We start from the raw sequence: 14158 nt of genomic DNA, 5'->3' as shown, positions 1-14158 counted from the left end.
CAACCTCACCGTCGTCATCCCGGACGTAGCGCAGCGAAGATCCGGGACCGGGGAACCACCAACGGGTGGCCGCAATAGGTTAGCCACCATATCGAGACGTTCGTGCCACCCCGATCCCGGCTCGCGCTTCGCTTGGCCGGGATGACGAGGGTGTGGGTGTGGTGAAGAAAGAAAGAGCCGGGGGACATTTCCCCCGGCTCTTCCATTTGGTCAGGTCCTTGTCCGCGTTGCCGGTCAGGACAGGTGATGCACCTGCTGAAGACCGTAGACCGGTGTCGGCAGACCTTCCATCCGCGCTTTCAACTGAAGCGCCAGATATTGGGAATAGTGGCGGGACTGGTGCAGGTTGCCGCCGTGGAACCAGAGCGCTTCCTGCTGGGTCGGCTTCCACATGTTGCGCTGTTCGCCTTCCCAGGGGCCCGGGTCCTTGGTGGTGTCCGAGCCAAGCCCCCAGACCTTGCCGACCTTGTCGGCCATCTCCTGACCCATCAGATCGGCGACCCAGCCGTTCATCGACCCGTAGCCGGTGGCATAGACGATCAGATCCGCTTCCAGCTTCGTGCCATCGTCCAGAATGATGCCGTCTTCAACCACTTCGGTCACCTGGCCGCGCTTCAGCTTGATCTCGCCGTCGATGATCAACTGGCTGGCTCCGATATCGATGTAGTAGCCGGACCCCCTGCGCAGATATTTCATGAACAGGCCGCTTTCATCGTCGCCCCAGTCCAGCCAGAACCCGGCTTTCTCCAGCCCTTCATAGAAGTCTGCGTCACGCTTTTTCATCTCCGCATAAGCGGGGATCTGGAACTCGTGCAGGATCCTGTAGGGCAACGAGGCGAAGATGAGATCCGCCTTTTCCGTCGTCACACCGGAGCGAACCGCCTCTTCGGAATAAAGCGCGCCGAGGCCGACGTCCATCAAGGTGTCGGAGCGCACGATATGGGTGGAGGACCGCTGCACCATGGTCACGTCGACATCGTTTTCCCAAAGCGCCGCGCAGATGTCATGCGCCGAATTGTTGGACCCCACCACGACAGCCTTCTTGCCGCGATACCTGTCCGGCCCCGGGTGTTTGGACGAATGGTGCTGATCGCCCTTGAAGGTGTCCATGCCCGGGAAGTTCGGCACATTCGCCTTGCCCGACATGCCGGTTGCCATGACAAGCTGTTTCGGCTTCAGCACCACTTCCTCGCCGTCGCGATCCACGACGACGGTCCACTCCTTCTTCGCCTCATCATAGGTGGCGGATTTGGCGACGGTGTTGGTCCAGTAGTTCAGCTCCATCACCTTCGTGTACATCTCCAGCCAGTCGCCGATCTTGTCCTTGGGGCTGAAGATGGGCCAGTTTTCCGGAAACTTGATGTAGGGCAGGTGGTCGTACCAGACGGGATCATGCAGGCAGAGGGACTTGTAGCGGTTGCGCCAGCTGTCACCGGGCCGCGCGTTCTTCTCCACGATGATGGTCGGCACGCCGAGTTGCCGCAGGCGCGCGCCAAGCGCGATGCCGCCCTGGCCGCCGCCGATGATCAGGCAATAGGGCTGGGTCTTGTAACCGAGTTCCGCAAGTTCGCGCTCACGTTCCTCCTTCCAGCTGGTGCGATGTTTGCTGGCACCGTGCTTGGCTCCCAGCGGCCGGTTGAACCCCTTCGGCTCCTCGTGGCCTTTGAGCTCCGACATGGTGGTCAGCAGGGTCCAGATCTTGCCGCCCTTCAGGCGGATCAGGCCGAAGCAGCGGGCACGTTCCGTATCGAACTGGATCCAGGCGGTGACGACATCGCCCTCCTTCGTCGGGATCTCGCCTTCCGCGATCCGCCAGTTGCTGGGCCCGGTGGACGCCAGTTGTTTCTCCAGCATGTCGCGGACCTGATCCTTGCCCTCGACGGTCTTGATGTTCCAGGTAAAGGCAATCAGATCGCGCCAGTAGCAGTCGTCCAGAAACATGTCCGTTGCGGCATCGATGTTGCCGTCTTCCAGCGCCTTGCCGAAGGTGTTGAGAAAAGTCTCGGTCTCGTGAACCAATGGTTTGTCGAGCATTCCAGTTCCTCCCTGTTTATGGAGGAAACAATGCAGAGCGGCCCTGCATTTTTCCATGGAACGCCCGTCAATTGAGCACGCGACAGGGCAGAAACTTCGTTTCCTGTTGCGCACGCAACAGAACGCAACACGTGATCATGCACGCGGCTTGGGCCGCGGCTCCAGACCGAGTGAGCGCATCCGCCGCAGCACCGTCGACCGATTGACGCCAAGCCTTCGGGCCGCCTGGGACATGTTCCAGCCACAGGCGTCCAGAAGCGCTTCCAGATCCTGTTTCGGGTCGGTTTCGACGCGTCCGGACAGCGTCGCCGGCGGCAGATCGGGAAGATCGATCACATCGGTTTCGGCAAGCGCGGTCGCGACATCCAGCAAGGTGGCAAGTTCTCGGATGTTGCCGGGCCAGTGCCGGCCGCCGAGTTCGGCCCGTGCCGCGGGCGACAGGCGAAGATCCCGCGGCGAGCGCCGCAGCAGGCGGTCGACCAGCCAATCGAAATCCTGCCGGTGCCGCAGTGGCGGGATCCGGAGGACCGAACCGGCAACTCTGAAATAGAGCTCGGGCCGCAACGCGCGGATGCCTGTAGACCCCGCCGGGTCCTGACGCGTCGTTGCCACCACGCGAAGGTCGTTGCGATGTTCCAGCAGGGCGAGCAAAGCGGCTTGGCCGGCCTTGTCGAGGTCTTCGATCCCGCGCAGAAACAAAGTCCCGGCGGCCGCATCAAAGAGCGCGCCGACCTTTTCCGGCTTCAAGGCCGAGCAGCAAAGCGCGTGGAACGGACGGTCGGCGGGGCCAAGGACGTGAATGGCCCTTGCCAGATATTCCTTTCCTGTCCCGGTTTCACCGGACAAGAGGATCGGAACCTGCGTGGGTGCGAGCCGTGCAACTTTCGACACCACCTGCAACAGCGCCGTGTCCTGTCCGCAGATACCACGCAGCGGCGTGGGCAAAGCACCGGAAGCAGGCGTGCGGGCCATGCGGGCTGCCTGTGGCGCAATGGCATGGCCATATAACCCGCCGCCGTCGCGCCGGCGCAGAACCCGGTCTTCCGCCGGGCGGCCGCGCATCAGCGACGGCAGATCATCAACATCAAGATCCAGATAACTGTCGATCCGGCTTCCGATCAGGTCGGCAGAGCCGGAAGGGGCGAGACACGCGAGCGCCCCGTGCGTCATGCCCGTTATCCGTCCGCTGTCATCCAGGGCAATGGCGGCTTCCGGATCGACCTCCAGAAACTCCGGTGACGTTGAAAACCGCAAGACCCATTCCTTGCGCGTGGTCGCCATCAGGTTGGCCATCTCGACCCGGCGAGTGGAGGCCTTCACAAGGTTCATCGCCAGATTCTGGCTCGATTTCGGGCTTGGTGAGCGCAACAGGGAAATATCCAGAACCGCCGCCAGCTTGCCGCAAGTGTCGTAGATAGGCGCTGCCGTGCAGGACAGCGGCGTGTGCGACAGCCCGAAGTGATCGCTCTGGTGGATCGTCACCGCCTCCCCCGTCACGATGCAGGAGCCAACACCGCAGGTTCCGGCCAGGTCCTCCGACCAGTCGGAGCCGAGATAAAGCCCCGCCTGCCGAAGATCGTCCTCGAACCGCGGATCGCCGAAGAAATCGACACACACGCCTTTGGCGTCGGCCAGCAGCAGCACGTAATTCTGGCCGGCAACCTGCTTGAACAGGGTGCGCAGGCCGGAGCGGGCCGTCGCGATCAACCGTTCGGATTGTTCCTGATGTTCGCGCAATTGCTGTTCGGTGACGATATGCGCCGGTTCCGGCCGGGCAGGGTCCATGCCGTAGGTCTGGACACAGCGCCGCCAGCTTTCCGAAACCAGCCCATCCCTGCCGGTCTCGTATCCCTTCAATACGCGGTCTATTTCACTCACATGTTCAAGGTCGCGCATGCCATCCTCCCTTGACATAAGCGCTTCACGATAGCCTTTCGGGCCGGCTTTGCAAATTTTGCCGGTTCAACTTTGCGCCCGGGCGCTTTCGTGAAAACGGCATCTGCTGAAACGTCAGTCTGGCCAGGCCAACAGCGTGTCCTTGTCGATGGTGAAATTCGCCTTCGGTTTCATGGCGTTGGCGGCAACGTTGAGGTCAACGATATCCTGGAACGTGGATGTCGCCGCGATTTCCGCCATGCCATAGTCGGTGAAGACCCCGGGACCGAAAACGTTCCTGGCCAGAAGCGGATTGGTGAGTGCCTGGGAGAAGGCGTCGGACCCGACCATGGCCAGAAGCAGGGGCGGCAGGGGCCGCGTCCGCATCTGGTCCTCGGCCAGAAGCCCGATGGGCAGATCCACCCGGTCGATGCCGCGCACACCGTTCCAGTCCGGATAAAGCGCTTCCAGCTCACCGGCCAGACTGGTGTCGCCGCCCGTCAGTTCCAGGAAACTGTCATAGGGGCGCAGTTTCCAGGAGGCGCGGTAGGCGTTGAAGGGTGCGAGACGGAACCTGCGGGCAAAGTCCAGCGTGCGCTCGTCCGCGCCCTGCAGGAAGAACGGCGTGTTGTGCAAGGTCAGCTTGCCGGCCCGCTGGCGTGCCGCCGCATCGATGACCGGCTCGACGCCATGTTTTTCAATGATCGTATTGTTGAAGCGGAAGTCCTCGTTTTCCAGCGGCTCGCCGTGAAACAGAAACCGGTCCGGCACCATCGGGTGCCAGCGATAGAGCAGGTCAAACTCCAGTGCGATCCTGTTGGTGCGGTACCAGAGGCGCTTGTCCGCATCGCCCGGCTCCACGAAGATCCTGAACGGCGAATTGGCGAGGTGGTTGATATAGTCCTCGATGATGACCTTGAGCAGCTTGACGATGTTGATGTTGCGGGCGGTTTCGAACACCCGGTCTGGGCCGAAATGCGGGTTCCGTTTGCCGATCTCACGCGCAAGTCGATTGTGCTCGCGCAGGAAGATCGTGTTGAGCGCGCTGTAGATGATGGTGGAATTGGCGCGTTCCAGACCGGCGGCATAGTGGCATTTCCAGCGCTCGGGCACGACGGCCCAATCACCGATGCCGGCTAAAAGGTTCCGAAGTTTTTTTGCCGTTCCCCATTCGGGATCCGGCCCGAGAAAGGTCGTCGCCCACATGGGCATGAAGTGAATTCCGGCAAACTCGCTTTTCACTTCCAGGTCCGGGCCGGCAAGCAGCGGTGGCAGCTCGCCGACCGGCGTCTGCCGCGATTTCAGAAAAGCGCCCTGCCGCAGGATAGCGGTGGTCTGCTCGCCCAGCCCATAGATCTGGCAGAGATCGATTTCGTGGTTGGAGGTGTTCATCCGCTTGTTCAACGGATGGGTGCGCAGGAAGCTGTCGGTGAACCACTGGGCGAAGAAGCAGAACAACGCACTGGTGTCGCTCTCGACCATCGTGGTGCGCTTGTAAAGCTCCGCAACCCTCGGCACCTCCGGCAGGGCGTCGACGAATGCCTGATCGACCGGGGGCAGATGACGGCCGGTGTAGCGGCGATCGACCAGACCCGGCCAGCTTGCAAAGGTGCTGGTGGTCTTTTCCGGATCCTTTGAGCCCGCAACACTCTCTACATGCGTTTCGGAATCGTAGGGCGTCCAGAGGGAAAGCGGCAGCGGGCGGCCCGGGGGAGCGCTTGATATGCCGTTGATCACGAGCCGGTTGATGGCCCGGCTGAGCGGGCCGCAGCGTTTGATCAACCGGACGAGTGCGGGAAAGGCCTCAGCCAGTTTCAGAGCCTGCGCGCCGACGAACCCGAGGATCCGCTTGTGCAGCGGCGGGTCCCGCAGGACGTCGCGTTCGGAGCGGGCCCCGAGCTGATCCAGAAACGGCACGAACACGAGGGCGTAGGCGATGTGCGGCCAGACGTGGTGATGCCAGACATCCTGCAGCACAAAGATGAAGATGACGGCCACGACCACATTGCCGCCGATGAAGATCCAGTAACCGATGCGCAATCTCCGGTACATCAGCCAGTTGGCATAGGCACCGGCCCCGAGTGCGAGCCCCAGCACCATGTGTATGGGATCGAAATCGTAGCGGAAGAATTCCTCAAAGCCGCGATAGGCCATGATCGTCCCGACAAGCAGGCAGATGATGTCGAGAAACGTTCCCTTGAAGGATGCACTGAGCCTCATGACCGCCCCGGATATTGCTTGAATTTGAGATATTCGATCAGCGCGGATTTCTCGCCGTCCGGCAGACCGGTGCCATAGAGATGCCCGCCGTTGCCGTTGCCGGTGAGCTGCGTGTCGAACAGGAAGCCGCTGTCGCAGGCAAAGCCGACGTCCACCGGATCGAAATTCGTGCAGCCGCGATAGAAGGTCGCCGGGCGGTCTTCCGGCGGTGACAGCAACGCGCGAAGGGTCGGCACGGAGCCGTTGTGCAGATACGGCCCGCGCGCCCAGATGCCGTCCAGCGGCGTGTTGGCATAGCCGTCCGTTGCCCGGTAATGCGAAAACCGCCAGGTGTACCCCTTGCCAACATCACCAAACCGGCTGACGAAGGCTTCGTCGAAGAGGTCGGCGCGCTCAGGATCTGTCTCAAGCTCTGAAAGCGGCGTGACCTGCCCGAAGCTTTCGCCTCCCGGGTCATGACATGTGCCGCAGCCTTCCCGTTGATAAATCTCGGCGCCTTCCGCCGCCATGTCCGCGTCGACTGGCAAGGGATAGGCAGGCGGCGGCAGGTCGCGCAGCCAGTCTGCCTGGGCATCGATCAGCCCGCGTTGCAGCAGCCATTCCTTGGCGCCGCCGGCAAGGGCTGCGGAATAGTTGCGTTCGATCAGCGAATTGTTGTTGCCGTCCCAATGGAACCAGCCACCTTCGCGGATGCCCTGGTTCCACACGGAAGGAAAATCGACCGTTCCGACCGCATCGTCCTTTTCCGGGCCGTAGCCCCAGCGTGCGCGCCAGCTATTGCCCGCGTCCGTGCGCCCGGGGCCGTGCTGCGGCTTGACCTTCATCCAGTTGAAGGCCGTTGCCAGACCGTCGGACTGGTCCTTGATGCCGGGCATCAGAATGGTGCGCACAAGCAGCCGGTCGATTGGGCCCAGCGGCCGTCCCGCCCGGGCCGCGCTTTCGATCACCGCATCCGCGGTCAGCTTGTCACTGGCGGCCACATACCCCAGGAAGAGGATGTAGGACTGGATATCGAGCTGTTCGGCAGGCGCGCCCAGCACAAGCCTGGTGTTGCCGCCGGCGGTGACTTCCGCGCTGTGGCAAGTAGCGCAATTGAAGCCAACCCTCGGCACACCGACCCGCCGCACGCTGAAACCGACCGGCAGCTTCTGTCCCGGCTCTTCGATGAAACCGAAGGTGCGCCAGCCGCGCGGCAGCTCGTCCTTGAAGATCGTCGGCAGTTCGCGCCAGACCATATAGGGAAAACCGTCCCATTCGGCGCCGATGGAGCCGTATTTGAATTCGGCAACCGGATTGGCGAAGGTTTTCGGCGGGCCGGGTTTGATAGTCAGCCGTTTGCCTTCCAGAACCAGACAGGTCGACAGCAGCAGTCCGGCGACAACCGCCAGCCAGAGCGGCATGCCGCTTTTTCCGGGCGAGACCGATGGTTGATGCGTCTTGTAGCTTTCCGGAATACCGGCGGTGACAGGCGGAACGACGCCATTGACCTCGTGCCGCTTGCGCGCGGCGCTCTCGTAGGTTCGGCGCCTCGCAAGGTTGATGGCGCCCACGGGCTCATGCGCCGGCAGGCTGTTCCAGGGTGAAAAGGCGATGTTTTCAGCAAGCGGCGCGTGTTGGTCGACGTCCTGCTGCAGGATCTCCAGCGTTGCCAGCGTTTCGTGCCGCGCACCGGGCGCCTTTGACCAGGCAACCGAAGGATCCTCCACCGGCTGCGCGGCCGGATCTGTCTGCACATCGACACCGAATTCAAAGGTGACCGGGCAGCGGATCAGCGTTTCCCTGAGTGCGACCGCCAACTGATCAACGCCGGGATCGGTGTCAGGCGGGTCCACAGGCACAGGCCGGGGCTTTGCCGTATATTTCACCAGCCGATTCCCCAACCGGTAGGGGGTGGTGCTGAAGTATCGGCTTAAGAGCGGAGACTTTGGCCGTTGGGACACAAAGTCGCGCATCCTGCCGTAGAGATTGAAACCGGTGAGCAGTAGCCGCGGCAGGAGCTTCAGCCGCGCAAGACCGCGCCCCAGCACGAGGGTGTTGACGTCGTCATAGTCGCCAAGGTCCCCGGTGAAAAAGGTTTCATGGTCGACAAGAACGAAGTCCTGCACCTGACCGTCCGGGTTTTCAGCCGACAGCCATTCCCTGTCGATGCCCAGCACCTTGAAGGCCATGCCGTGGGCGTCGCGCTTACGGTCATCCAGCTTGCGGCCATTGGAAAACCGGACAAGGGCATCATAGGTGCCCGGTAGCGCAAACAGACCGTGACGCAGGTCTTCAGGCACCTCGCCAACGACGAAACGGGCGTGGACACAGCCATGATGTTTGGGATGCTGCGGGCGGCGGGCCTGACCGGGAACCGTGGAAATGGACTCCACGTTGGTTCGCACAATGCTGTCGATCAGCTCCGCGTCGCTACCGCTTTCCGTTCTGCCCGGCTGTGCCGGCTCTCTCTCGGCCATTCAGCGCGCCCTCTCGCGTTGGGGGATCGAACGCGATCACCAGCCGTTCAACAGCCGGGCGCGTACGATTACCCAACGGAAGGCTAGCTCTTATTGGCAGGGAAAGAAAGGTTGGCGGCCGTTACCAGTGACGATTGTGTGACGGCATCCTTTTGAAATACAACTTGTTTTAATAACCGGGTTGTATTTTTACGTTTCAGCAATCTCGTTCAAGGCGGACAGCGCCGGAGAGGCGACCCGGCTCAATGGGATGAGCCGGATCGCAATCGGCAAGACGGATCACTCAGAGCTGAAGTCGACATCCACCCCGTAGATCCTCGCGATATCCTGAAGCATGGCACGGGCAGCGAGAATACCCTGCGACGTTGCCCACACACCATCATCGACCTTGTGGGCCTTGCCTGACCTGACGACGTCCAGATTGGCCCACAGAGGGTCTTTCAGCGTTTCGCTCTCCAGGGCCGTTCCCTCACCATTGCCGGTGTCATACGTGAGATAGAACATGCGGTCCGCTTCCATGTTCGGGATGCTTTCCTTGCCGACTGCGAGAGACAAACCGTCCTGCGCCTGAACCTCTGGCCGCTTGAAGCCGATGTCGTCCAGGACGACGCCGGAAAAGCTGTCATGGCGATAGACGTAAAGCTGGCCGGGCACGAAACGGACCACGGAAACCATGTCATCTGCGTTTTCACCCAGGGCCGAATGCAACCGGGCAACATCGGCGTCATAGGCAGAAACGAGCGCTTCGCCTTCCGCCTCCATACCAACCGACCGGGCGTAGAGCTTCATGTTTTCCTTGAAGTCCGTGGCATTGACGACAAACACCGTGGGCGCGATGGCGGAGAGCTGCGGATAGATTTCCTCCTGCCGTTTCTTGCTGCCTAGGATCAGATCCGGCTCCAGCATGGCAACCCGCTCCAGGTTGACCGCAAGCTCCGTGCCCACAACCTCGGCACCGGCCATCCGGTCGCCCAGATGCGGGTACCAGGGATCGCCGTACCAGGAAGAGGCAGCGCCGACGGGGGTCTTGCCCAGCATGAGCAGCGCTTCGGTGCCTTCATTGGTGAGAACGACGATCCGCTGCGGATTGTCCGGCACCTCGGTGGTGCCCATGACATGGGTGATTTCGGCAGCGGACAGAGCGCCGGGCAGGACGCCGGGCAACAGGGCGGCGCAGACACACAGAATGGATAGAAAACGCAAGGGGGATCTCCGGCATAACAGGTTTTCTGGCTTGCCGAACCCCGACTGGCTTGAGAGGTTTTTTCTTGGAAAACGTGTTCTTTGTCAAATGAAGAAGATCAGTCGGACAGAAGGCGCGCCGGTGCCAGTTGCTCCAGAGTAATGCCGGATGCAGAGAGATTGTCGTGCAGATCCCTGCCCTGAACCACAGCTGCCAGAGCCTGGCCCATGGCCGGAGACGTCAGAACCCCGCATCCGCCCTGACCGGCGCTGACGAAATAACCCGGACAACCAGGAACTCCGCCGCAGACCGGATTGCGGTCAGGCGCAAAGGTGCGCAAGCCTGCCCAGCTTGCGGACGGGCGCGGAACGGCAAGGTCGGTATCGATCCCGATGTGGTGGATAGCCTCCGCAAGGCGCAGGTCGTCCGCATAAACCTCTCCCGGGGAAGCAGGATCGGCCTCTGCCGGGGATGCGGTAAAGCCGTGCGGCTGCGGATGAACGTACCAGGTGTAATCGGCCGTCGTGACATGCGGCCACGCTCCTGCCTCCTGCCGGTGGAGCGGAAATGTGAAGGCCGACCGGCGAAAGGCCTTGAGGCCAAGCGCCGGGACGCCGGCAAGATCCGCAACCCGGTCTGCCCAGGCCCCAGCCGCATTGACCAGAACGGGGGCGGACACGGTCAGATCTCCGGCTGTCACCTGCCATGTGTCGGCAATCCGCCGGATGGAAGTTACATCCGCCTTGCAGATAAATCGGGCACCGTTGGCAGACGCCGCTTTGCGGTAGGCTTCCAGCAGAAGATCGACATCGATGTCCATCGCATCTGCTTCGAAAACACCCGCATGAACCCGCTCCGGCCGCAGCGCCGGAAACAGCGCCAAAGCTTCTTGCCGGTCGACAAACCGGCAGTCCGACCCCGCCTCCTGAAGCCGGGTCATCAACCTGTCCAGAACCGGCCGGTGCTCCTCCCGCCCGACTGTCAGGCAGCCCCGGGGTGCGACAAGCATCTGTTCGCAAAAGCCGGGCGGTGGTGCCTGGAAGAATGAGCGGCTCGCCGCCGCCATCGCGCGCATGGTGCCGGCGGAAATACCCGCCGTGAACTGACCTGCCGTGCGGGCAGAAGACTGCGTTGCCAGGGCAGGTTCGCGCTCCAGAAGCGTGACCTGCGCGCATTCGGACAGAAAGCAGGCCGCACTCAGCCCGGCCACGCCGCCGCCAATGATGAGGACGTCTGGTGTCATATTCTCAAAAAAATCCTTGGAATCTTGCAGTCAACGCCCTCACGCCGCCTTGCGGGACATGTCTTCGCCGCGATAGCTGAGCGCTTCGGCCAGATGAATGCGGCCGACCGTGTCCTGGCCGTCGAGATCGGCCAGCGTGCGAGCGAGCTTGAGGACACGGTGGTATCCGCGCGCGCTCAGGGCGAGACGTTCGGCAACATCACGCAGGAATGCCAGACCCTTGTCGTCCGGCCGTGTCATGGTTTCGACAATTGCCGCGGGGGCCTGAGCATTGGTGCGGCAGGCAAGGCCGAGTTCCAGGAAGCGCTCCGCCTGGATCCTGCGCGCTTCGGCAACACGCGCCGCGACGACGGCAGACGGTTCGCTGGCCGCAGGGCCGATCAGGTCGGCCGCCGTAACGGCTGGCACCTCGATCCTGACGTCGATCCGGTCCAGCAGCGGCCCGGAGACCCGGGCCTGATAATCTGTGACGCACCGCTCGCCCCGGCGGCACTGGTGGCCCGGCTCGCCCGCATGGCCGCAGCGGCAGGGGTTCATGGCGGCCACAAGCTGGATACGGGCCGGATAGGTGACCCGGTGATTGGCGCGGGCGATCACCGCCTCGCCCGATTCCAGCGGCTGGCGCAGGCTGTCGAGAACCTGCGGATTGAACTCCGGCAGTTCGTCGAGGAATAACACACCGTTATGGGCGAGCGAGACTTCGCCCGGCCGGGCGCGCATTCCGCCACCAACAAGCGCCGCCATGGAGGCGGAATGATGGGGCGCGCGGAAGGGCCGGCGGTCGGTCAATTTGCCTTCGGCAAGTTCGCCAGCAAGCGAGGCGATCATGGACACTTCCAGAAGCTCGCGCGGGGTCAGAGCGGGCAGGATCGACGGCAGGCGCTGCGCCAGCATGGATTTGCCCGAACCGGGAGGCCCGGTCATCAAAAGGTTGTGGCCGCCGGCAGCAGCGATCTCCAGCGCCCGCCGGGCGCTTTCCTGACCCTTGACCTCGGCAAGGTCGGGCAAGACACCGGCATTGCCGCGCAGCCGGGCCACCGGGCGCGAGAGAACCTGTGTTCCCTTGAAGTGATTGGCGAGCTGGATCAGCGAGCGGGGCGCGAGAATGTCCATGTCCGCATCAGCCCATGCTGCTTCGCCGCCGCTTGCATCCGGGCAGATAAGCCCCTTGCCGATGCCGTTGGCGCCCATGGCGGCCGGCAGGACACCAGCAACCGGCGCGAGTGTGCCATCGAGGCCAAGCTCGCCCAGGACAACGTATTTTTCCAGAAATTCAGCGGGAATGGCGCCAATAGCGGCCATCACGCCCAGCGCGATCGGCAGATCGTAATGCGAGCCTTCCTTGGGAAGGTCGGCAGGGGCGAGATTGACCGTGACGCGCTTGGCGGGCAGGGCCAGACCAGAGGCGGCAAGTGCCGCGCGAACACGTTCCCGGCTTTCGGCAACGGCCTTGTCCGGCAGGCCGACGATGGTGAAGGCAACCATACCCGGCCCGACGTGAACCTGCACGTCCACCGGAACTGCCTCGATGCCCCGAAACGCGACCGTCGTGATCCGGCTGACCATATTCACCTCTACTTACAGATGCAGCGCACCGAAGCATATGTCGTGAAAAGACGCAAGAACAAATATGGAACAGACAGAATAAGACCGTTCAGGACACCAGCACGCGCAGCTTGCTGCCACCTGGAACGGAGACCGTGCCACGGGTAAGAACGGCATTCAGATAGTCCGGCACCTCGAAGTCCTCACTCGGCTGCAAACCGTTGGTTTCCAGCCAGTCGGACACAAGCTTAAGAAGCCGGTCAGGGTCTTTTTCGTAAAGGGCGCGGCAAAGCTCCATATCGAGCTTGGCCCCGGCGGTGTTGGCGGCGGTAAGTCTCATCGATCCAATCGCATTTTGTTCATCAATCATAGCGTGCCGTCACCATGCTTACAATTTTCAGGAAATGCCAGCACATAGCGGTTATGCGGGCCATGCCCATCATAACCCGCTGTTATGGTCTGACGCCTTCGGTCTCTTTTCCGGCCGCAAAGCCTGCCAGCGTACAGCACAAAAGCCCGGCTGCGAAGAACAGCACAGAGTGGCCTGCCACCGGAATGAGGAAGCCGCTCAGCACCGGCCCCACTCCCTGGCCAAGGGAAATCAGGAAAAACGTGAACCCGAAGCCGATGGACGGCGCCTGCCGGAAGAGCTTCATGCTCCACATGCCGAAAAGAGCCGTCATCACGATGAAACCGACGCCGAAACAGGCGGCGGACAGATAGATCCCGAGCCTGGTTTCCACCAGCAGGGGCAGAGTGCCGACCGAGGTTCCGACCAGCAGCGCCAAACCGCGATAGGCGGTTCTCAGCCCCCAGCGGTTGACGACCCCGCCTGCGAAACAGCCGGTGACGCCGGAAATGCCAAGGACGATCCAGAACAGGATCGCATCCCGCGGATTGCCTGTCAGCATGGTCAGAAGTTCGACCGCGTAGGTCCAGTAGACCGCGGTGACGGTGCCGAAGAGAAAGGAGGCCACGAACAATCTGCGCGCCGTCCTGTCCAGGAGGATCCAGAGAGAAACCCTTGTGCGGGCCTGTTCCAGATACGCGCTGCGCTTTGGCAAGGTGGCCGCGTTCCAGACCGTCACAGCAAGGGCAATGGCCGCAAAGACCAGCCAGGCGAGGCGCCAGTCGCCACCGGCGAAGAGAGCAAGCGGTCCGGCAAAGGCGACGCCGAAGCCGGTGCCGGAGTTGATCCAGGCGTAGACACCGTTTTGCCGGCTGAGTTCCGTGTGGCGGACGATGACGTCGGAAAACGGCGGGTAGGAAAGACCGGGGCTGGCTCCCGCCACGAACACGCCCAGCGCCAGCACGAACGGCGTCTGTGCCAGGGCGATCGTTGCCATGCCCGTTGTGGCGGCAAGGCCCCCGAGCAGGATCGGCAAGCGGGGTTCAAAGACCGTCGATAGCCAGGAACCGAGGAAGGTCGCCGCGAGATATCCCAGATAGGACAGACCGGCGATCAGGCCGACGGTTTCCGGCGTCAGCGCAAATTCCTGGCGGATTTCCGGCAGGAAAAGACCGAAACAATAGCGTGCCAGTCCGTAGGTGACAGCAACGATGGCCAGACCCGCGGCAGTAAGACCGCGGGTCTGTGCCAAG

Annotated in this window: 9 protein-coding genes; all 9 read right to left on the bottom strand. The window is 62.4% G+C overall.

Translation table 11 applies throughout. The annotated features are described in order from the left end of the window. Positions 1-234: 234 nt before the first annotated feature. The gene (locus SIAM614_RS18700; RefSeq protein ID WP_006936946.1) at positions 235-2034 is read right to left on the bottom strand and encodes an NAD(P)/FAD-dependent oxidoreductase; all 1800 of its coding nucleotides are present in this window, start codon (positions 2032-2034) and stop codon (positions 235-237) included. Between the two features lie 135 nt (positions 2035-2169). Beyond that, a complete protein-coding gene (locus tag SIAM614_RS18695) occupies positions 2170-3930 on the bottom strand; it encodes a sigma-54-dependent Fis family transcriptional regulator (RefSeq protein ID WP_040440592.1) in 1761 nt (586 codons plus the stop codon). 114 nt (positions 3931-4044) lie between these two features. Then, the gene (locus SIAM614_RS18690) at positions 4045-6129 is read right to left on the bottom strand and encodes a peroxidase family protein (RefSeq protein ID WP_006936944.1); all 2085 of its coding nucleotides are present in this window, start codon (positions 6127-6129) and stop codon (positions 4045-4047) included. Continuing rightward, positions 6126-8585, bottom strand: coding sequence for a c-type cytochrome (locus tag SIAM614_RS30695; protein ID WP_006936943.1), 2460 nt, complete (start codon positions 8583-8585; stop codon positions 6126-6128). The genes SIAM614_RS18690 and SIAM614_RS30695 overlap by 4 nt, the downstream gene beginning before the upstream one ends. A 279-nt stretch (positions 8586-8864) precedes the next feature. Beyond that, on the bottom strand, positions 8865-9788 hold the full coding sequence (locus SIAM614_RS18680; RefSeq protein ID WP_198137351.1) for an ABC transporter substrate-binding protein: 924 nt from the start codon (positions 9786-9788) through the stop codon (positions 8865-8867). A gap of 98 nt (positions 9789-9886) precedes the next feature. Further along, positions 9887-11011, bottom strand: coding sequence for an NAD(P)/FAD-dependent oxidoreductase (locus SIAM614_RS18675; protein ID WP_006936941.1), 1125 nt, complete (start codon positions 11009-11011; stop codon positions 9887-9889). Positions 11012-11050: 39 nt separating this feature from the next. Continuing rightward, positions 11051-12577 (bottom strand): YifB family Mg chelatase-like AAA ATPase, encoded by a 1527-nt coding sequence (locus tag SIAM614_RS18670; protein ID WP_006936940.1) that lies wholly within the window; start codon positions 12575-12577, stop codon positions 11051-11053. Positions 12578-12665: 88 nt separating this feature from the next. Next, the gene (locus SIAM614_RS18665; RefSeq protein WP_157139948.1) at positions 12666-12896 is read right to left on the bottom strand and encodes a hypothetical protein; all 231 of its coding nucleotides are present in this window, start codon (positions 12894-12896) and stop codon (positions 12666-12668) included. Positions 12897-13008: 112 nt separating this feature from the next. Next, entirely contained in the window at positions 13009-14157 is a 1149-nt protein-coding gene (locus SIAM614_RS18660; protein ID WP_157139947.1) for an MFS transporter, read from the bottom strand. Between the last annotated feature and the right edge of the window lies 1 nt (position 14158).

The organism is Roseibium aggregatum IAM 12614, from assembly GCF_000168975.1.
Lineage (GTDB): Bacteria > Pseudomonadota > Alphaproteobacteria > Rhizobiales > Stappiaceae > Roseibium > Roseibium aggregatum.
The sequence above is the reverse complement of the archived record's forward strand: the minus strand, read 5'-3'. Positions and strand labels throughout refer to the sequence as shown.

Coding starts and splice junctions, on each gene's coding strand:
- SIAM614_RS18670 (WP_006936940.1), bottom strand. CDS start 12,577: ATGGTCAGCCGGATCACGACGGTCGCGTTTCGGGGCATCGAGGCAGTT.
- SIAM614_RS18690 (WP_006936944.1), bottom strand. CDS start 6,129: ATGAGGCTCAGTGCATCCTTCAAGGGAACGTTTCTCGACATCATCTGC.
- SIAM614_RS18675 (WP_006936941.1), bottom strand. CDS start 11,011: ATGACACCAGACGTCCTCATCATTGGCGGCGGCGTGGCCGGGCTGAGT.
- SIAM614_RS18695 (WP_040440592.1), bottom strand. CDS start 3,930: ATGCGCGACCTTGAACATGTGAGTGAAATAGACCGCGTATTGAAGGGA.
- SIAM614_RS18700 (WP_006936946.1), bottom strand. CDS start 2,034: ATGCTCGACAAACCATTGGTTCACGAGACCGAGACTTTTCTCAACACC.
- SIAM614_RS30695 (WP_006936943.1), bottom strand. CDS start 8,585: ATGGCCGAGAGAGAGCCGGCACAGCCGGGCAGAACGGAAAGCGGTAGC.
- SIAM614_RS18665 (WP_157139948.1), bottom strand. CDS start 12,896: ATGAGACTTACCGCCGCCAACACCGCCGGGGCCAAGCTCGATATGGAG.